Annotated in this window: 18 protein-coding genes and 1 tRNA gene; 11 read left to right on the forward strand and 8 right to left on the reverse strand. The window is 58.2% G+C overall.

Features of this window, described 5'->3' with window-relative positions; all coding sequences use genetic code 11:
- The first annotated feature begins 139 nt into the window (after positions 1-139).
- From fdxA to RIB87_RS04030, 3 genes are all read left to right on the forward strand, one after another.
- Positions 140-478 (forward strand): ferredoxin FdxA, encoded by a 339-nt coding sequence (gene fdxA / locus RIB87_RS04020; RefSeq protein ID WP_350143759.1) that lies wholly within the window; start codon positions 140-142, stop codon positions 476-478.
- Between the two features lie 428 nt (positions 479-906).
- On the forward strand, positions 907-1,500 hold the full coding sequence (locus RIB87_RS04025) for a CarD family transcriptional regulator (protein ID WP_350143761.1): 594 nt from the start codon (positions 907-909) through the stop codon (positions 1,498-1,500).
- A 242-nt stretch (positions 1,501-1,742) separates the two neighbouring features.
- Positions 1,743-2,636 (forward strand): RNA polymerase factor sigma-32, encoded by an 894-nt coding sequence (locus RIB87_RS04030; RefSeq protein WP_350143763.1) that lies wholly within the window; start codon positions 1,743-1,745, stop codon positions 2,634-2,636.
- A 5-nt stretch (positions 2,637-2,641) separates the two neighbouring features.
- On the opposite strand, the gene RIB87_RS04035 is transcribed toward RIB87_RS04030, so the two are convergent.
- Both RIB87_RS04035 and RIB87_RS04040 read right to left on the reverse strand, forming a co-directional pair.
- Positions 2,642-4,015 (reverse strand): M48 family metalloprotease, encoded by a 1,374-nt coding sequence (locus RIB87_RS04035; protein WP_350143765.1) that lies wholly within the window; start codon positions 4,013-4,015, stop codon positions 2,642-2,644.
- Positions 4,016-4,086: 71 nt separating this feature from the next.
- Entirely contained in the window at positions 4,087-4,914 is an 828-nt protein-coding gene (locus RIB87_RS04040; protein ID WP_350143767.1) for a thermonuclease family protein, read from the reverse strand.
- Between the two features lie 171 nt (positions 4,915-5,085).
- Here RIB87_RS04040 and RIB87_RS04045 point away from each other — a divergent pair, with 171 nt between their 5' ends.
- Positions 5,086-5,610 (forward strand): acyloxyacyl hydrolase, encoded by a 525-nt coding sequence (locus RIB87_RS04045; protein WP_350143769.1) that lies wholly within the window; start codon positions 5,086-5,088, stop codon positions 5,608-5,610.
- 114 nt (positions 5,611-5,724) lie between these two features.
- Here the strand turns inward: RIB87_RS04045 and RIB87_RS04050 are convergent, their stop codons facing one another.
- Both RIB87_RS04050 and RIB87_RS04055 read right to left on the reverse strand, forming a co-directional pair.
- Positions 5,725-6,042 (reverse strand): hypothetical protein, encoded by a 318-nt coding sequence (locus tag RIB87_RS04050; RefSeq protein WP_350143771.1) that lies wholly within the window; start codon positions 6,040-6,042, stop codon positions 5,725-5,727.
- Positions 6,029-7,603 carry an autotransporter outer membrane beta-barrel domain-containing protein gene (locus tag RIB87_RS04055; RefSeq protein ID WP_350143773.1) on the reverse strand — a complete coding sequence of 525 codons (1,575 nt, stop codon included), beginning with the start codon at positions 7,601-7,603 and terminating at the stop codon, positions 6,029-6,031. Before RIB87_RS04055 ends, RIB87_RS04050 begins: the two co-directional genes overlap by 14 nt.
- 134 nt (positions 7,604-7,737) lie before the next feature.
- On the opposite strand from RIB87_RS04055, the gene RIB87_RS04060 reads away from it, so the two are divergent.
- Complete coding sequence (locus tag RIB87_RS04060; RefSeq protein WP_350143775.1) at positions 7,738-9,333, forward strand: alpha/beta hydrolase fold domain-containing protein; 1,596 nt, start codon at positions 7,738-7,740, stop codon at positions 9,331-9,333.
- A 27-nt stretch (positions 9,334-9,360) separates the two neighbouring features.
- Here the strand turns inward: RIB87_RS04060 and RIB87_RS04065 are convergent.
- Positions 9,361-9,437: transfer RNA gene (locus tag RIB87_RS04065), tRNA-Arg, on the reverse strand.
- 172 nt (positions 9,438-9,609) lie between these two features.
- Between RIB87_RS04065 and RIB87_RS04070 the strand changes: the two genes are divergently transcribed.
- Positions 9,610-10,230: a hypothetical protein gene (locus RIB87_RS04070; protein ID WP_350143777.1), complete on the forward strand. Its 621-nt coding sequence runs from the start codon at positions 9,610-9,612 to the stop codon at positions 10,228-10,230.
- Between the two features lie 9 nt (positions 10,231-10,239).
- Complete coding sequence (locus tag RIB87_RS04075) at positions 10,240-10,995, forward strand: N-acyl homoserine lactonase family protein (protein ID WP_350143779.1); 756 nt, start codon at positions 10,240-10,242, stop codon at positions 10,993-10,995.
- On the opposite strand, the gene RIB87_RS04080 is transcribed toward RIB87_RS04075, so the two are convergent.
- Positions 10,992-12,260, reverse strand: coding sequence for an MFS transporter (locus RIB87_RS04080; RefSeq protein WP_350143781.1), 1,269 nt, complete (start codon positions 12,258-12,260; stop codon positions 10,992-10,994). The two genes, RIB87_RS04075 and RIB87_RS04080, sit on opposite strands and share 4 nt — an antisense overlap.
- Positions 12,261-12,271: 11 nt before the next feature.
- Positions 12,272-13,204: a bile acid:sodium symporter family protein gene (locus RIB87_RS04085; protein ID WP_350143783.1), complete on the reverse strand. Its 933-nt coding sequence runs from the start codon at positions 13,202-13,204 to the stop codon at positions 12,272-12,274.
- Between the two features lie 282 nt (positions 13,205-13,486).
- Between RIB87_RS04085 and RIB87_RS04090 the strand changes: the two genes are divergently transcribed.
- The 4 genes from RIB87_RS04090 to RIB87_RS04105 all read left to right on the forward strand — a co-directional run bounded on the left by RIB87_RS04090 (position 13,487) and on the right by RIB87_RS04105 (position 17,650).
- Positions 13,487-13,852 (forward strand): hypothetical protein, encoded by a 366-nt coding sequence (locus RIB87_RS04090; protein WP_350143785.1) that lies wholly within the window; start codon positions 13,487-13,489, stop codon positions 13,850-13,852.
- Positions 13,853-13,878: 26 nt separating this feature from the next.
- Entirely contained in the window at positions 13,879-14,709 is an 831-nt protein-coding gene (locus tag RIB87_RS04095; protein ID WP_350143787.1) for an enoyl-CoA hydratase/isomerase family protein, read from the forward strand.
- Positions 14,710-14,888: 179 nt separating this feature from the next.
- A complete protein-coding gene (locus tag RIB87_RS04100; protein ID WP_350143789.1) occupies positions 14,889-16,742 on the forward strand; it encodes an acyl-CoA dehydrogenase C-terminal domain-containing protein in 1,854 nt (617 codons plus the stop codon).
- A 140-nt stretch (positions 16,743-16,882) separates the two neighbouring features.
- Positions 16,883-17,650, forward strand: a complete 768-nt coding sequence (locus RIB87_RS04105) for an SDR family oxidoreductase (protein WP_350143791.1) — start codon at positions 16,883-16,885, stop codon at positions 17,648-17,650.
- A 70-nt stretch (positions 17,651-17,720) separates the two neighbouring features.
- Here the strand turns inward: RIB87_RS04105 and RIB87_RS04110 are convergent, their stop codons facing one another.
- On the reverse strand, positions 17,721-18,626 hold the full coding sequence (locus RIB87_RS04110; protein WP_350143793.1) for an alpha/beta fold hydrolase: 906 nt from the start codon (positions 18,624-18,626) through the stop codon (positions 17,721-17,723).
- Positions 18,627-18,657 lie beyond the last annotated feature (31 nt).

Here is an 18,657-nt window from a genome sequence, read left to right on the forward strand (position 1 = left end):
GGCTTGCGGCCCCTGCCGTCCACTTCGTATAAGCCATTTAACCGAACACATGATGGCCTGCAGCGCGGCCATGACACTCAGGCCGATATGCCACGCGGCCCGACGCGCAGCCACCCGGAGCACGCACTGGAGCCTACCCATGACCTACATCGTCAACGACGCCTGCATTAAGTGCAAATACACCGATTGCGTGGAGGTGTGCCCGGTGGATTGCTTTTACGAAGGCGAGAACATGCTCGTCATAGACCCTGACGAATGCATCGACTGCGGCGTGTGTGAGCCCGAATGCCCTGCAGAAGCCATTAAACCGGACACCGAAAGCGGTCTTGAAAAGTGGCTTGAGGTGAACGCCAAGTTTGCCGCCGTTTGGCCGAACATCACAGTCAAAAAAGATGCCCCTGCCGATGCGGATGATTTCCTGAATGTCGAAGGCAAGTTCGAGAAATTTTTCACCGAGGCACCGGGCACCGGCGACTGATCGGGCACGCGCCCATCAAGCACGGCTGGTTATCAATACTGCGTGTCCGCAGTCGGATAATCCTCGTGCTGACTTTATTTTTTCCCCTTTTTCGTGTATGAAACCTGCTTACCGTGGGGATTTTCCTCACGCTTTGGCCGGGCTTTTCCGGCAAAAGGCGATAGGCGAACCGCAAGACCAGCATGCACCGGGCTTTGCCGGATACTTTGAAAATTGTTATTTTTCAAAGACTTAGCATGGAGAATGTGTCTGCGGACGTCATACCCGCGTCAGGCCGCAGCGTATCGGCCCTGGATGGTGTCATCCGGGCCGCTAGCAGCTTGCCTGCGGGAGTGACACCGGCCGTCGTCCGTTGTTTTTTACCCCGTGGAACGGGGCATACGCTTGGGGCGTATGTCACATAGGGTCCACGCAGATTGGGACGCAGCATGCCCGCAAAAAAGAAAGCCGCCAGCAAGAAGCTGGAGTTCAAGGCAAACGACTTCATTGTTTATCCCGCTCATGGCGTCGGCAAGATCACCGGTGTGGAAAAGCAGGAGGTGGCCGGCCACAAACTTGAGCTGTTCGTCATCAATTTTGAAAAAGAGAAAATGACTCTGCGCGTGCCCGTCGAGAAGGTGAAATCCGTTGGTATGCGCCGCCTCGCCGCCGATGACGTGGTGGGCCAGGCGATCAAGACCCTGAAGGGCCGCGCTCGCGTGAAACGCACCATGTGGAGCCGCCGTGCACAGGAATATGAAGCCAAGATCAACTCCGGCGACCTGATCGCGATAGCCGAAGTGGTGCGCGACCTTTACCGCTCCGACAAGCAGCCCGAACAGTCCTACTCAGAGCGCCAGCTTTATGAGCAGGCGCTGGAGCGCATGGCGCGCGAAGTGGCGGCCGTCGAAAAAGGCACTGACGATGAAGCCGTGACAAAGATTGAAAGCGTCCTGGAAAAAGCTCCAAGCCGCAACAAACCGGAAAAGGAAGAAGGCGCCGCAGACGCAGGCGATGCCAAGGGCAGCGAAAAAGCGGCCTGATTGCAGCCATCTTCCACTCTCAGCAACACTCGAAGGCCCGGAACCTGTGTTCCGGGCCTTTTTGTATTTCGCGCTTTGCTCCAGCGGCTTGTGCGCCTGGTCATTTGCGTTTGTGCAAACCGCGTCGCTGAAATGTGTGCGTCCTGCACTGATCCGCCACTTCCGAAGCCTCGTATCTGTTTGTAGCAAACAATCGCTGGTCTGGATGTATCAGGCACGCGGCAGACGTAGGGGTGTATCAAATGGCAGTAGCTGCTCAGTCATCTTACGGCTCGGATCGTAAGTTTATCCGCACGGCAATGAAGGCGCCGCTGTTGGAAGCTGATCATGAACTGGACCTTGCCCGGGCCTGGCATGACCACAAAGACGAACGCGCCCTGCACGAACTGACCTCTGCTTACATGCGCCTGGTGATCGCCATGGCTGCCCGGTTCAAGGTGTATGGGCTGCCCATGGGCGACCTTGTGCAGGAAGGCAATGTGGGACTGATGCAGGCGGCCCAGCGCTTTGACCCGGAACGCGGCGTGCGCTTTTCGACATATGCATCGTGGTGGATCAGGTCTTCCATTCAGGATTACATACTGCGCAACTGGTCGATCGTGCGCACAGGCACAACGGCGGCGCAAAAGTCTCTGTTCTTCAATCTGCGCCGCCTGCGCGCGCTTATCAATGATGGCGGAAGCGCAACGCTTGGGCCTGAAGGCCGCACATTTGTGGCAACACAGCTGCGCGTGCCGATGCGCGATGTGGAAGCCATGGAATCCCGTCTTGCCGCCGGCGACAGGTCACTTAATGCTGCCGTGCCCGGTGCCACAGAAGGCGAAGGCGGCACCATGGAATGGCAGGATCTGCTGGCCGACGACCGTCCGCAGCCAGACGACGAAGCCATGGAAGCACACGATGCCGACGTGCGCCGACGCTGGCTGGCCCGTGCCCTTGATACACTGACGGAACGGGAGCACTTCATCATCCAGCAACGCCGCCTCAGTGAAGAGGGCAAAACACTTGAAGCGCTGGGTGCAGAGTTGGGCATCTCGAAAGAGCGCGTGCGACAGGTTGAGCACCATGCCCTCAACAAGCTGCGTGCCGCCCTGCTCAAGGAAACAGATGAGCCGGACGAATTCGTCAGTGACTAGGCGTGTCAGTCAACCACCAGCTTTACTCTCTGACCGGCAACAACCTGCTCACCGTCCGGCAATCCGTTGAGCACGCGAAACCGTTGTTCAGCAGCGTCCGCAAAGGCTGATTGTCCCGCGAGAGACGCCACCGTTTCGCCACGCCCGACAGTGCGGACATCAACGCGCAGCGGGCTTGTTTTTGCTGCTTCATCCGCAGTCAACCGACGAAAGCTTAGAACCATATCGCGGATCGACGGTTCAAGCGTTTTTGTACGGCGCGGCTCTGTTGCGATCAAAAACCGATAGACGCCCGTCTTGTTGCCGGCGTCGTAGGCTACCAGCCGCACGTCCTTACCCTTGACGCGTGTCACGCCGGTCGCTGCGGGAATGCCGTTGACGTCAATCGCCTCGACCTGGCTGATCTGCGCATCGCGCGCCCACACCTGCGTGATATACGCTGCCATATTGCGGGCATTGCTTCTGGGAGCGCCATCAAACTTGATCTGGCTGCCGTTGGTATCGCGCGCCACGACGGCCTGGGCTGAGTTGGTCATCGCAAAGCCATCCGGCACGGTGAACTCAAACCGCAAATCAGGATGGATGAAGTCGCGCCCGCGCACAAAACCCTGCTCCGGATCATCGCCATAGATCATCCCATCAATGGCGGCCAGGTGAGCGTCAACGCCGGTTGCACGTGTGCCCGGCGCAACGCCGGTCTGTTGTGCCTGCTCACGGGTCGCGCGCACGCGCTGCCCTGTGGCGGGGTGCGAGGCGAGCCAATCTACCCGGTTGGGGTCATAGCGTGCACCCTGCAACTGGGCGTGCAGGCCGCTCTGGGCGCCAAGCGACGCCAGGAATGATGGTGCCGCATACGGATCATACCCGGCGCCGGTCAACATTGTGAGGCCAGCGCTGTCGGCCTCGTTTTCCTGATCACGTGAGTAATCGGCCAAAAAGCCGGACGCGCCAATATTGAAAATCTGATTCACAAGATCGCTGCCGACCGCAATTCCAAGCACCGCCCCCAGCAGAGTTGCCCCAATAGCGCGATTTTGCCGCCCCTGCCCGTGACGCAGTGTGACATGGGCAATCTCGTGGCCGATCACGCTCGCCAGTTCAGCTTCGGAGTTGGCCAGTGCAACCAACCCGCGCGTCACGTACACAAAGCCGCCGGGTATCGCAAAGGCATTGACCACAGGACTGTTGAGCACAGTCACCTGAAATCGCTCATTGGGCATGGACGATGCTGCGCTGATGCGTGCCGTCACACGCTCCACATAAGGTCCGACCCGCGGGTGGTCATATACACCACCATATTGCGCAACAATCTGCTTATGTGCCTGAGCACCCTGCTGCCGCTCACGGTCTGAAATCTGTGCCCATGCAGGTGCCGGCATAACCACTGCATACGCAAGCAAACATGTCGCGACAAATGCAGTCATCCGTATAAAGATATTCTTTTTACTCATCACTGCAGAACCTCAATCTGTTCAGGATGCGTTGCTTCAATCGTCGGCCCGTTAAAGGAGCGCAACCAGCCGCGAGCGCGCACCATACGCCCCTCAAGTGCTGTCAGATCCATACCGGCATCCCTGAATGAGCGCATGTCACGCGGGGACACAGAGATTGTAAAATCTTCGCGATAGTCTGCCCCGAAATTGAGATAGCCACGCCCGTTGATGATCTTCGCTTCACGCACCCGGCCTTCCACAAGTTCGTAAGACCCTTCACGCTCGGTGAGACGGTCAATTTCGTCGGCATCCATGACCCGATATGTATCAAGACCCCACATACCAAGGCCCTGTGCGCGGGCCTGCGCTTCGGTTGCCAGCATGTCAGCGGCACATGCGCGGTTGTCGGGAAAGGTATAAACCCGCGCCAGCCCACGCCGCAGCATCTCGCCCTGAAACCAGATAGTGCCGCCGTCGCCAGTGCGCACATATGTATGCGCCAGACGGCGGCCATGGCGGTCGCGCTCGGCCCCGCCGGACCACAGCATCACTTGTCCGCCGTCAGCAAAATCCACCGCCACATTGCGCGCCTCACGTGCCAATGGCCACTCTTCAAACCCGCGCCGCCCTAAAGGCAGTTTGGGTGCCTGAATGCCAACCATGCGCACCTCGCTGCGGTCGTTCAGTTCCACCGTATCGCCATCAACCACTTCCACTACGTAGAATGGACCGCGTGCGTCACTTGGTGGTTCAAAACAGGCCGACGACTGCGCCTCATCACATGCTGCTACCAGCACCATCATCGCCAGCGCCGGAAAACGGCAAAATACTGTCATTTTATTCATGTGGCACTTCCGCAACATTCATGTATCTACCGCTGTAGGCACGCCGCAGACATGCAGCTCGCATTTGCTTCAGGCTATCAATTCCCCCTACACTCCGCGCAGATTTATGTGGGCTTCCGGAAAGTGTTTTCAGCCTCCTGAAACGCTCACCCGGCACTAGGGGAACATCAAGTGAAACACTTACTTTCCGGTTTGGCCATGGCGGCCGCCGTCTCGCTATCCTTCACGCTTGGCACCGCCAGCGCTGCAACGGCTGAAGAACTGGCCGCATCGCAGCCTGCACATCTTTATGTTGGCGCGGGCTACTTTGACGTTACCCACAGTGCCGAATCTTCATCTGCGGTATTTGATATCGGCTACATTCCGGATTTCAACATCATCTGGAATATCCGCCCACTGGTCGGCGCATTCGTCAATACAGACGGCGGCGTCTATGGCCATGTCGGCCTGTCACGGTCGTTCTTTTTCACTGAAAATCTTCTGGCCCGCATTCAGGTGGGCTTTGGTGCCTATGGTGAAGGCAACTCCAAGGATCTGGGCCAGGTGTTTGAGTTCCGCGAACAGCTTGAGCTCGGCTACCAGTTCAGTGAAGGCGACATGGTCGCGCTGTATGTCTATCACCTGTCGAACGCAGGCATCTCCGACGACAACCCCGGCGTGAACGCTGTGGGCCTCACCTATTCATCAGCTTTCTAAGACAAGCCGCACTGACGGCGCGTTGCAAGAAGCCCGCATGAGGTTGGTTCCTCATGCGGGCTTCTTATTGTTTGTCATCGCGCACGCCGCACGTGCAGTTCATAACGCGGCGCATCAGTTGAGCGGGATCGAAAGCGTGCCCCCGACCGTCCACCCGTTAAGGTCAGACCCGATGCCAAAATACTGTGTATTGAAGCTCAGGGACGTTCCGCCCTGCGTCGCAAACGAAATGCCCGGCGATATCGCAACGCTGAAATAATCATCCTCGCTTGTGGCCACCTGCCCGCCCTGTGAATCACGGTTGGAGAACACGTAAGACCCTGACAGACCAAGAGACGGTTCGATAATGGCGAACGTCTCGGTCTTGTCCAGCGTCATCCCGATGGTCGGCCCGATGGCAAGGCGTCCGCCCCAGGTGTCAGAACTTCCCACACGCGTTCCTGCCGAGTTGGTGTACGCGTCGCGCGGACCAGGTGGACGAAACGCTGGTGGTATGCCGCACCCACACAACCGGGTTGATATTCTCCTGGCCGGTCGCGGACAGATACACATTTACCCGGTCTGAATCATACGAGCCGGTCGTTCCACCAACGCCAATGTCGCTGTCCGACCATCCGTAGCGCGCCCGCGCACTCAGCGCCAAACCTTCAAGTTGGTAACGCGCATACACACCGGCTGAATAGCTGCGCGTGTCAATGTTGAGCGCATTGAGCGAAGAACTTGTGTCGTTCCATGCAGTGGAGAACAACAGACCAAGCCGCAGATCTTCCCAGAAATCGCGGTGCACCCCCGTGGCCAGTACAAGCGACTTACCTTTAAGGCGCGTCGCATCATCCTGCTCATACTGGGTGTAGGAGGCCTGTATCCATGCAGCGGTTCGGGGGTCAAGCGCAATGCCGCCCGCAAAAGGCTGAAGCTGAGGGCGGTCCGGCTCATCAAAATACCGGACAATGTCCCTGAACTGCCTGTCGAAACGGTCAACCGGCTCGTTCGCAACGAACGGACGCAACTCAATGTCAACGTCACCTTCGTCCAAGGTGGGCGTTGAAGGCAGCTTCGCTTCAATTTCACTGATCTGCTGTCTAACGTCATTGAGTTCGTTTTGTGTCACCGCATTTTCACCCAGCACGTCCTGTTTCTCCGCATTCAGTCGCGCCCTCTCAGCCTGACTTCTCTTTTCTTCCTCAGCGCTGATATCTATTGGCGTGAAAATCTCCGCAAGAATTGTTGACGGTGTCGGTGCGCTCGCCGAGGTGTCCTTGGTGAGCTCGATCATCCCATCAATCGTATCAATTCGGCTTTCATTCTCCGCCACCTGCTGTTCAAGCGCTGCTTCCCGGCGCTGCAGGTCTTCAAGCTGCGCTGCAAGCGCTGCGCGCTCTACTTCTGTCAGCTCTTCAACAGGTGGTGCTCCCCCATAGGTTTGCTCCTGATCCGCTTCATAGTCAGCGCGCATCGCTTCTTCATACAGATCATCAAGCGCCTGCTCCTCAACCACACGGTTGTTTTCATCCGCGCTGTCAGTGACTTCGACCAACACCTGCGGCGTCAGATCCATCCCGCCTGCAGCACCCGCAGCGCCTGCAACACCTGCACCGCTTACACATGTGAACACCAAGCTTGCCCCTCCGCCGGGGCCGGCATTGAGCGCGCCGTTGATTGTGAACGTGCCGGTTGAGGGGAACGTAAAGCTGCCAGAACCAGGGCCGCCATTGATGAAAATGAGCAGGTTGTTTCCAGGGTTCACATCCGCAGCTACCGACAAAATAATTCCCGTTACGGTGGCAGTGATGACGTCACCCACAAAAAATGTGCCGCTCTGATTGATATTCGCGGCTCCGCCGGCAGCAGCCGTCCGGTTGAAGCCGGATACATTCCCGCCGTTACACGATGTGGACGATTGTGCGGCCACCGGCGTTGCAGCCAGCGGCGTCAGCGAGGCGACAAACACTGCCGCGCCAAACAATGCTACCGCGCTCAAACTTATTTTCATGGTGAAGTCCCCCAACCCTTGTCTGTTTCGCTAACAGGAGTACCGGAGGGGCGAAATACCCACATCATCAATAGTGATGATACGCTTGCGGAAGACTGGCCCAAAAGGGTGAGTGCGAATGGGGTGGGATGCATATGCAACAAGAATCCGGTCTGGATACGCTGGGTGTGGACCAAATACCGGCTGTGGGACTGCCTGTATCCGGTATCTGGATTGCCCAGCCGGACACGCGGGCAGACGCTCGCATTGTATTATATGTCTATGGCGGCACTTTCTCCCTCAATCGCGGCCCTATGCAGGAGATTGTTGCTGCTCGCATCGCCACACACGCCAGAGCGCGCGTGCTGCTGTTTGACTATGCGCTTGCACCTGAACAGCCTTTCCCACTTGCCATTGAGGATGTGGCCGCCACCTATCTGGCCCTGCTGGAGCAGGGCCATGACCCCTCACGCATCGTCATTATGGGAGACACATCCGGTGCCGGTATCGCGTTGGCAGCGCTCATGTCGCTGCGCGACCAGCACCACCCCATGCCTGCGGGGTTTGTAGCTCTTACACCCCTCGTGGACCTGACGTTTTCCGGCGGCAGCTATGTCACAAATATTCGCAGCAACGGCTCCACGTCAGACGTCGAGTTGATAATGACACTGGCGTTCGACTACCTGCAGGGGGCAGACCCCCGACACCCGTTGGCCTCGCCCGTTCTGGCTGACCTGACGGGTATGCCGGACATGGAAATCCACGCTGATGTCAATGACGTGCTGTATGACGATGCAACACTGCTGGCAGAGAAACTGCGCAGTACCGGCAACACCGTGAACTTTTATGAATGGGACGGTCTTGCCGACACCTGGCAACGCCTTGCACCGCTGTCACCGCAAAGCACCGCAGCACTTGCACGCATCGGGCAGTTCGTCCGTAAACAGACGAGCGTGCAGGCACAGTCGGGGAAAGCGGATGCAGAAAGCCTAATCTCGTCTTATCAGGAACTCATAAAGGAGTTCGTTCAGCCACATACCCGTGACCGCGTTGACCAGATTTTTGAATGGTCCCGCGCACACGGCCCTGAATGGGTCTGGCCCTTCATTCAGCGCCGATTGAAACATGGAGCGCTCGTTACGCAGGACCAGGTTGAACGCGATTGGCTGACAATACTGTTTACTCAGAGCTCAGATGCAATGCTTCTGCTAAGCGCAAGCCGTCACGTTTTGCTCTCGAACAAAAAAGCGCTCGATCTGCTTGCGAAACAGACCCCTATCAGCCTCAAGAACGGCAGGCTGTTCGGCACCACAGAGCGCGACAATCAAGCGCTACAGGAAGCCCTGGACACACTCTTCAAGGCGTCACCAAGTATCAGCAACCGCGCGGTGCGGCTTGAAGGCGTCAACGATAAAATGCCAACGCTCTTGCGTGCGGAGCGCCTACGGCAGGAAAGCAAAGGCCGTGGCGTGCCGCCGGTGGTGCTGTTGCGGTTGCTGACGACGCCGGACGCACTCACAATCGATGAAGCGTCGCTCACAACATGGTATGGTCTGTCGCAAAAAGAAGCAGAGCTTGCCGCCGCCTTTGCGTCCGGCTTAAGCCTCACCGATTTCGCCGCACAAAATAGTGTGTCGATCACGACTGTTCGCACCCAATTCGCCAGCCTGAAAACAAAACTGGGTGCCAGCGACCAGGCTGCGGTTGTCCGTTATGTGCTGCAGGCCGCCACGCAGTCGTCATTCCCCTAAGGGCACAATGACGGACACCCAAAAAGCTGGTGACCCCGGCGTGATTCGAACACGCGACCCTCAGATTAGGAATCTGATGCTCTATCCTGCTGAGCTACGGGGCCATGTTGGTGTGCTCACCAAAAACAGCATTGAGCATTTAGCATCCATGCTGGCTAATTGCCACGTACTCTGCATGGTGTTTCGCAACCAAGCGCAGATGCGTTAGCCTCACTATCGAACCAGGTGCCATTGTTAGGCGTCGCCGGTGATACCAGTCTCAGAAGGGATGCAGTCATGTCCGGAAAAAAAGTACGCACCGCGCTGATTGCCTGCGCTGTCAACGCATTCGTGGCCGTGATGGTAGCTGTGCCGTCAGCGGCTCAGTCCGACGTACCCCCGGATCCCGACCTTGACAGCAACTGTCCCTCGCCCGGCCTGAAGGTGGAAAGTCAGATAAATGGCGATATGCCACTGGGCGGGCCACTTTCGCTTGGCAGTCTGCGGGCCATCGACCGCGATGTGGTACTGGAAGAAAGCATGGCGGCGCGGCTTGCCTCACTGGGATATGAAATCGACGAAAACGCCTTCTGGCAGCTTGTCTATGCAACTGATTTTGCCCGCACGAAAGAGCGCCAGCCGTTCTCGATTCAATCACAGGTTCAAGGTGGCCGCGAGCCTGAGGCCATTGGTCGGTATGCCTTCGACAGCTCTCCTGACGGGTGCCCGCCCTTATCGTCCTACTCCATGACGCTGGAGCTTCTGGACCAGGGCAGCCGCGTTGTCTGGCGCGGACATGCCGTGCGCAAGACAACCTCTAGGTCCCCTGAGGCAGACAAGGAGCGGCTGAGCGAACGTCTGCTCGCAGCACTGCGCAGCGACCTTAAAGAAACACACAATGTGTCGGGCAGAAACTAGCCTCCGGCCATGAGCATCGCCCTCTACGCATTTACCTGCGGCCACCTCACGATACCCTTCAAGTCGTTTCTGGAGGGCGAAGAGGGGCTGCTGACCGTGCCGGTGCCTGCTTATCTGCTTGTTCACCCCAAAGGCTCCGTGCTGTTCGATACGGGTCTCAATCCACACGCAGTTGACCCAAACGGCAGCTACTTTGACAGCATCCACCCCTCAAACCAGATACGTGTTTCAACACCGGAACTGCTGAACGCCCGGTTTGAGCAGGCAGGTCTGGATATTGCGGGCGTGACCCACGTCATCAACTCCCATCTGCATTACGACCATGCCGGTGGCAATTCGCTTGCTCCGGACGTGCCTATACTCATACAGAAGCGCGAACTGGATCATGCCCGTGCTGTTGGAACTGCGGGTGGCTATGTCAGTGCTGACTTTGAAACCGGGCAGTCGTTCACCATGCTCAACGGCGAACACGACCTTTTTGGCGACGGGTCAATCGTCTGTATGCCGACATTTGGCCATACCCCTGGCCACCAGTCTCTCAAGGTGACAACTACCACCGGTACTTACATACTTGCAGGTGACGCGTGCTATTTAAGGCGCACGCTTGATGACATGCACCTTCCCCGCTTTCGTTATAATGATGAGCAGATGTTGGCGTCGCTGCGCGCCCTCAAAGCACTGCAACAGCGTGGTGCCCGCATCATGTATGGCCACGACCCTGAGTTCTGGGAAACTGTGCCGCAGGCACCTGTGCGCCTCGCTTAGCTGCCTGTGCCAGGTGGGCGAACGGGGCCGGACAGCGCGAATACCGCAAGCGCCAGCAACGATGCACAGGCAACTGTCAGGTAGGCGGCGGTGTAGCCACCTGCCATGTCATAGACAATACCAACCACAGCAGGGCCGCCAGCCACACCAAACGTGCCGCACATCTGGCTGAGCGAAAAAATACGCCCGTAGTCGCGCAGACCAAAGGCCTCGCCCAGCAGGAGCGGCTGCAACATCAATATGTTGCCAACAGTAACGCCAAACAAAGCAGAAGCTGCCATGAGTGTCACGGTACCGTCAGCAAAAGCAAAGGCTGCAAGGCCACAGGCCTGCAATCCCATGAAGACCAATGTAAATGTCCGGATCGGTAGCCGGGTAAGCGCAACTCCGCCCGCCAACCGTCCGACAATGCTGGAGGCTGCAAGCACTGAGACTGCGAGCGCAGCAATCGCTGCATCCTCACGCAGACTCACCAGCCGGAACTGATGCGACAGCGCGCCCACCTGCGCCATCATGGCAAAAACATAAGCCACCGTGACACCAATAAAAAATCGTGACCGTATGGCGAGGGCCAAGGCGATGCCGTCCGGCGGGCCTTCGCTTTCACCATTAGCCAGCGGCGGATCACCATCAATGCGCAACCCCATACTTTGAGGGCTGGGGCGCAGCACAAACAAGGCGGCAGGCACAACGCCGATAAAAAACAGCACCGACATCCAATAGCCCGCGATCGACAGTCCCTGGGTCTGAATAATCCAGGCAGACAACGGTGCAAACATGATGCCGCCGACTGACAACCCGGTGGACGCAACAGACAAAGCCACTGCCCGCCGACGCGAAAACCATCGCGCCACCAGTGTTGTGGCGGGAACCAGCGCGCAGCCTGCGTAAAGCACACCGAAAACCGCATAGAAAAGATAAAGCTGCCAGACTTCAGTTATCGACCCGACAAAGGCGAACACCAGCGCCGATAATGTGCCGCTTATCGCCACCACATATCGGGCATCATAGACCTCAATCAGACGACCAACAGCAACGCCTGCAAAGCCTGATGCCAGAAAGAACGTGGCCGTGGCCCCTGAAACCTCGCTCACGTCGAAGCGCGTTTCGCTGAACGCGCCGAGCATGACCGACAGGTTGTAAAAACCAATGCCCGCGGTCGTCGCCATGATGACGAACACTGCTGCGACAACCCACCAGCCATAGTAGGCCTCACGCATATGCGCTATGAGCCTTGCAGGTGCGTTGGTGCCTGGCGTTGTCATGGGTCGTTCTATTATGGCCCAGGCGCGCGGCCGACCTGCTGCTGCTCGAGCGCCCGCGCCCGTTGTCGGTCACGCCGTTGTGCCCGACGGTGGGCGAGAGCGGCGGCAAAGCCAAGCGCGCTGGCGGGCAGAATATAGACCGCACCAAATGCTGCCCAGTCCACCCGGTCAAGCACGCTGATAGCCACCAGCGTGGACAACCCCACATTGCGGGTGCCGGTTTCAATTGCGACGGTGAATGCCTGTGCGCGGGGCAAAAACGCGATGGCCAGAAAGTATCCGCCACCCGCACTGAGAATGAACATCAACGCTGCCAGCGGAAACGAGGCTTCAATGCCCGCGCTGAACGGCTTCCAGTCCTGAATGGCCACCACCAGAACAACACCATACAGCAACACCTGTGCGGCTTGCTGCACCCGGTCAATGTTCCGCTGTACCCAGGCGGGATGCGTTGCACGCGCCCACATACCCAGAGCCACCGGCAGCAAAACCACCATGAACAGTTGCCCGAGCGTTGGCAGAAGCGGAACGGAAACCACGTCCTGCTCCCCGGCACCTGTATCCGCGACAGCCAAAGCAAACGCCAGCACGATGGGCAATGTCAAAATAGCCAGCACGCTAGATATGGTGGTGAGTGAAATTGACAGCGCGAGGTCGCCCCGTCCAAGCAATGTCAAAACATTGGAGAACCCGCCGCTGGGGCAGGCGGCGACAATGGCAAGGCCCACGGCTGTAGCCACGGGTAGCGGCACAACCCACAACACCAACACCGCAATAGCAGGAAACAGCGTGAGCTGAATTGCCCCCCCGATGAGAAACCCTCGTGGTGCAGCCACCAGATCACGAAAGTCGCGTCGGGTGAGTTCCATCCCCACGGTGACCATGACCCCGAACAGGGCGGCAGGCAGCACAAGCTGCTGTACAAAATCGAATGAATCGAACACGGGGAGGGGCACTGCCTTTCAAATACGCATCCCGGTCTCACCTGTTTTCAGCGGAACGCGCGGCACCATAGGCTCAACGCTGCTGCAAACACGTAAACGCAACCGGATGGCGGGGACATTACCACCCGGGAAGGCCGAGGGAACCCCAAACGGGTGGTGCCGCGCAATTACTTGGACAGTCGCAGACGGCACACTGATGACCGCACTCTTGAGCGCGGCGTGTCCTCAGCGCACACTGCCCACCAAATATGCCCATCAACCCAACGCAGGACACCCGACCCTTTGGATATTGAGCCCACCCAGCCGCCTGACGATGGAAGCGAACGCCGTCTGCATGACCGCGCGGCGCGCGGCGCACTTGCCGTTGATCTGGGCTTTGGGGAGGTTGATGTTCTGGATTGGTCTTATGGTGGTGCGCGCATTGCCGGAACCTCGCTTGCGCTTCATGTGGGGGATTTTGCCACCGGCACCATTGCAATCAACGCCACACACGGTGCTTTCATCGCAGACGTGGTCCGCGTCGATCCGCCGTACTATGACCCCCGCCACCCGCCAACCGAGATCAGCCTGCGTTGGCTTGATCTGCCTGCGGATGTGCTCACGCAGATGATCGCCGTGCGCAGCGACACAACCTTAAACAACACCTGACACTCAACCACCAGGAGACCCACCCGATGGCCCACGCAGACACGGCGCGCACCTATACCACCCTTGATGTTCGCAAGGAGGGTGCCGTTGACTGGGTCACTCTCAACCGCCCGGACGCGCTCAACTCTTTGAACCCGGAAATGATCGACGAGCTGCTGGACTATTTTCAGTCGCTCTACATGAACAATGCCGTCCGTGTTGTGGTTCTGAAGGGCGCAGGCCGGGCCTTTTGCGCCGGGCTTGACCTCAAAGATACCTCCAACCGCTCAGACAGCACTGCGATCCAGACCGGCCCGGCTGCGGGCCTTATGTCTCAACGGCGCATTTCTGAAATCGTCATGCGGATGCGCAAATGCCAGCAGCCGATCATCTCCCTAGTGCATGGCCCCGCGTGCGGCGGCGGCTTCGCGCTGGCGCTTGCGTCTGACATCCGCATTGCCGGTGAAAGCGCACGCATGAATGCGGCCTTCATTCGCATTGGCCTGTCCGCTTGCGACATTGGGGTTTCGTATTTTCTGCCAAGACTCGTCGGCGTTTCGGTTGCCAGCGAACTGCTGCTGACCGGCCGGTTCATCAAGGCTGACCGGGCCCTCGCCACAGGGCTGGTTTCCGACGTGGTGCCGGACGACAAGCTGGACGAGGCTGCTCGCACCTTCCTGGATGAGATGCTGACCACAGCCCCGCTGGGCCTGCGCCTGACCAAAGAGTGTCTCAACATGAATATTGATGCGGGTTCCCTTGAAGCCGCCATCGCAATGGAAGACCGCAATCAGATACTGACGGCCCAGACCCAGGACGTGAAAGAAGGCTTTGCAGCGTTCGTTGAGAAGCGGGCACCCAACTATCAGGACCGATAGAGCTGGCTGCCATCCGCGAAAACCAGGATCGCTAAACTACGGTTGCCGCTGCGTAAAAGCTGCAAAAATGCGGAGCGTAGGCACGTATTTGCAGTGCAGCAAAAAGCTCGACACGCGCGTCGTTGTGGGTACACTGCGCGCCAATCTAACAGTTTTGTCAGTAAGCGAGGGGTTACCCCATGCCGACCTATAAAGCACCAGTTGATGACTTCATGTTCATCTTCCACGACCTACTGAAGATCCACGAGCGCTCTGATCTGCCGGGCTTTGAAGACCTTACCCCGGACATGACCCGCGCCATTCTGGAAGCCGGTGGCAAATTCTGTGAAGAAGTGCTGCAGCCCATCAACCAGTCCGGCGACGAAGAAGGCGCCCATTTTGAAAACGGCGTTGTGCGCGTGCCGGCTGGTTTCAAAGAGGCATACCAACAGTATTGTGACAATGGATGGAACCGTCTCGGCGCGCCTGAAAGCGTCGGCGGTGCCAACATGCCGTCCGTCGTGACCTTCGCCTTCACCGAAATGGGTATGGCCGCCAATCAATCCTTCGCCATGTATCCGGGCCTCACAGCCGCTGCCTACAGCGCGCTGGCCGCCACCGGCGACGACTGGATGAAGGAACATGTCGTCACCAAAATGATCAGTGGTGAATGGACGGGCACCATGTGCCTGACCGAGCCCCATTGCGGCACTGACCTCAAACTAATGAAAACCCGCGCCGTCGAGCAGGACGACGGCACCTATAAGCTGACCGGTACAAAGATTTTCATCTCCGGCGGCGACCACGACATGACGGACAACATCGTGCACATGGTGATTGCCAAAATCCCCGACGAAGACGGCAAGCTGGCGGATGATCTGTCCACCGTGAACTTTTTCATGGTGCCCAAGGTAAACGTGAACCCAGAAACAGGCGCGCTGGAAGAACGCAATGGCGTATCTACCGGCTCCATCGAAAAGAAGATGGGCATCAAGGCGCAGGCCACGTGTGTTCTCAACTTCGATGATGCCAAGGCCTATCGCCTCGGCCCCAAGCCGCAGTCCAAATCTGCGGATGCAGATGGTGACAAGCCAAAGTCCAAGTCATCCGGCATGGCCGGCATGTTCGGCATGATGAATGCCGCCCGCATGGGCGTTGGCATTCAGGGCATCGCCATTGGCGACGTCGCCTACCAGAACGGCGCGATATATGCCAATGAACGCCTGGCTGGTCGCGCGCTTTCCGGTGCCAAAAACACTGACGGCCCGGCAGACCCCATCATCGTGCACCCCGACGTGCGCCGGATGCTTCTGGCGTCACGCTCGTTCGTGGAAGGGGCGCGCGCGCTCGCCATGTGGGTATCTGTGATGTTCACCGAAGCCCGATCGGCGCCTGACGCGGAAACCCGTGAGTTCGCCGGTGACATGGGCCAGTTGATGACCCCCATCATCAAGGGCTACTTCACCGACAAGGGTTTTGAAGCGGCCAACATGTCGATGCAGGTTTTCGGTGGCCACGGCTATGTGCGTGACCACGGCATGGAGCAGTTCGTGCGCGATGCCCGCATCAACCAGGTGTATGAAGGTGCCAACGGCGTGCAGGCACTTGATCTTGTGGGGCGCAAGATGACCTCCAAGGGTGGCCGTGCGCCGATGGCGTTTTTTGCTCATGTGCAGAAGTTTATCGATGCAAACAAGGATGATGCCAAACTCAAGCCATTGCTTGCGTCTTTGCAGGCAGGTCTTGGCGACCTTCAGCACGCAGCCCTATGGTTGGCCGAAAATGCGCCGAAAGACTTTGAAGAAGCAGGTGCTGCCTCCTACGACGTGATGACCATGTTCGGCATCGTGTCGCTGGGCTTCATGTGGGCGCAGATGGCCAAAACGGCGCAGGAAAAGCTCGACGCCGGAGAAGGCGACGCGGAGTTCTACAAGCGCAAACTGGTGCTGGCCAAGTTCTGGATGGAACGCGAAATGCCGATGACAACCTCCCTCAAGGTCCGCGCCGCAGCCGGTGCAAGCACCCTGATGGAGCTGGATGCGGCCAACTTCTAAGGGCAGCAAAGCCTACGAGATACTCCGGCTTGACCTGAGAGTCCGCGCATCAGTCAACAGCGGCGGCAAAGGGGGACTCCTCTTTGCCGCCGCTTTGCGTTATGGCCTTTCTCAACACATCAACATGAGGAAACGCCAAAATGAAAAACCTGTTTGATATCTCCGGCAAGGTTGCCGTGATCACCGGCGGCAGCCGCGGCATTGGCGAAATGATCGCCCAGGGCTTCGTGGAAAACGGCGCAAAGGTCTATATCACCGCACGCAAGGCGGAAGCCTGCGACGCCACCGCCGCGCGCCTCAGCGAAATAGGGGAATGCATCTCGCTTCCCTATGACCTGTCCACCGTTGAAGGCGTCACAGCTTTTGCAAAGGAAATAGCGTCGCGCGAGGAAAAACTCGACATTCTGGTCAACAATGCCGGTGCCGCCTGGGGCGAACCAATTGATGACTACTCCGAAAAAGGCTGGGACAAGGTCTTTGACATCAACCTGAAAGGCCCGTTTTTCCTGACACAAAAGCTGTTGCCGCTGCTGCGCAAAGCCGCCACCTACGAAACGCCTGCACGCGTTATCAACACTGCGTCGATCAACGGCATCGAGCCGCCCATTCTCGAAACCTATGCCTATTCATCTTCCAAGGCCGGCATGATCATGCTGACCCGCCACCTGGCAGGCCAGCTTGCAAAAGACAATATTCTGGTCAACGCGATTGCGCCCGGCCCCTTCCCCTCCAACATGATGGCAGCAACGCTCGCCGAACTCGGCGACGTCATCCGCGCAGAAAACCCGCGCAAGCGTATTGGCGAGCCGGAAGATATAGCTGGTGTCGCCATCTTCCTCGCCTCGCGCGCTTCTGCCTACACAACAGGTGCCTGTGTGCCCTGCGATGGCGGTGCCAGCCAGGTATAAATACTCCCCAAACAAAAAGCCCCCCGGCTACAAACCGGGGGGCTTTTCTTTTGGAAGGTCAGGTCTGCCGCTATTCAGCTGCCTGCGCACGCCCTTCAACCGAGGCTACAAACCCGCCTACTTCATCAATCAGGCGTGGGAGCAGCGCCGTCGGCATATCGTGGCCCCAGCCTGCAATTTCCACCAGTTTGGCACCGGGAATATTGGCCGCCGTATCACGGCCACCTTCAACCCGCACCAGCGGATCATCTGTGCCGTGCAGCACCAGCACCGGGCACGAGATTGTCTTGATGCGCTCGCGGCGATCACCGTCAGCGATGATGGCTGCATATTGCCGTGTCGTTCCTTCAGGGTAATACGAGCGATCAAAGTTTTCAGCCGCCTTCACGCGCGCCTCGTCATCAGGCGTCGGGAACCCCGGCGAGCCAATGGCCTTGCGCACACCCAAGGAATGCGCAATCACCGTCTCGCGCTCTTCATTGGCCGGGCGCGACAGCAGGGCCGTCATCGCTTCATCGCTCGCAGGCGGCACCTCCTGATTGCCGGTCGTTGAGAAGATGGAAGTCATGGACAAGAAGCGATCCGGCCAGCCAGCAGCAGCCAGTTGCACAATCATGCCGCCCATGGACCCACCGACAATGTGCGCTTTCTTGATGCCCAGCGTATCCAGCACGCCCACAGCATCTGCAGCCATATCCGTGAGCGTATAGGGCACATCCGGTGTCTCACCGGCCAGAACCTTGCCCATGATGGCACCCGCATCAGGCGTGCCAAGCTCCGGAAACTTCTGCGACAGCCCCACATCACGGTTATCAAACCGGATCACGTGAAAACCACGCTCCACCAGACCGTCCATCATCTCTTGGGGCCAGTTGATGAGCTGGGCCCCGAATCCCATCACAAAGATGATGGCAGGGTTGGCCTTGTCGCCAAATGTTTCGACTTCAATGTCGATACCGTTTGCCTTGATCTGCATATGTCGCCTCCCAGCGATTGTATTTGATTGG

The sequence above is a fragment of the Pyruvatibacter sp. genome, from assembly GCF_040219635.1.
Lineage (GTDB): Bacteria > Pseudomonadota > Alphaproteobacteria > CGMCC-115125 > CGMCC-115125 > Pyruvatibacter.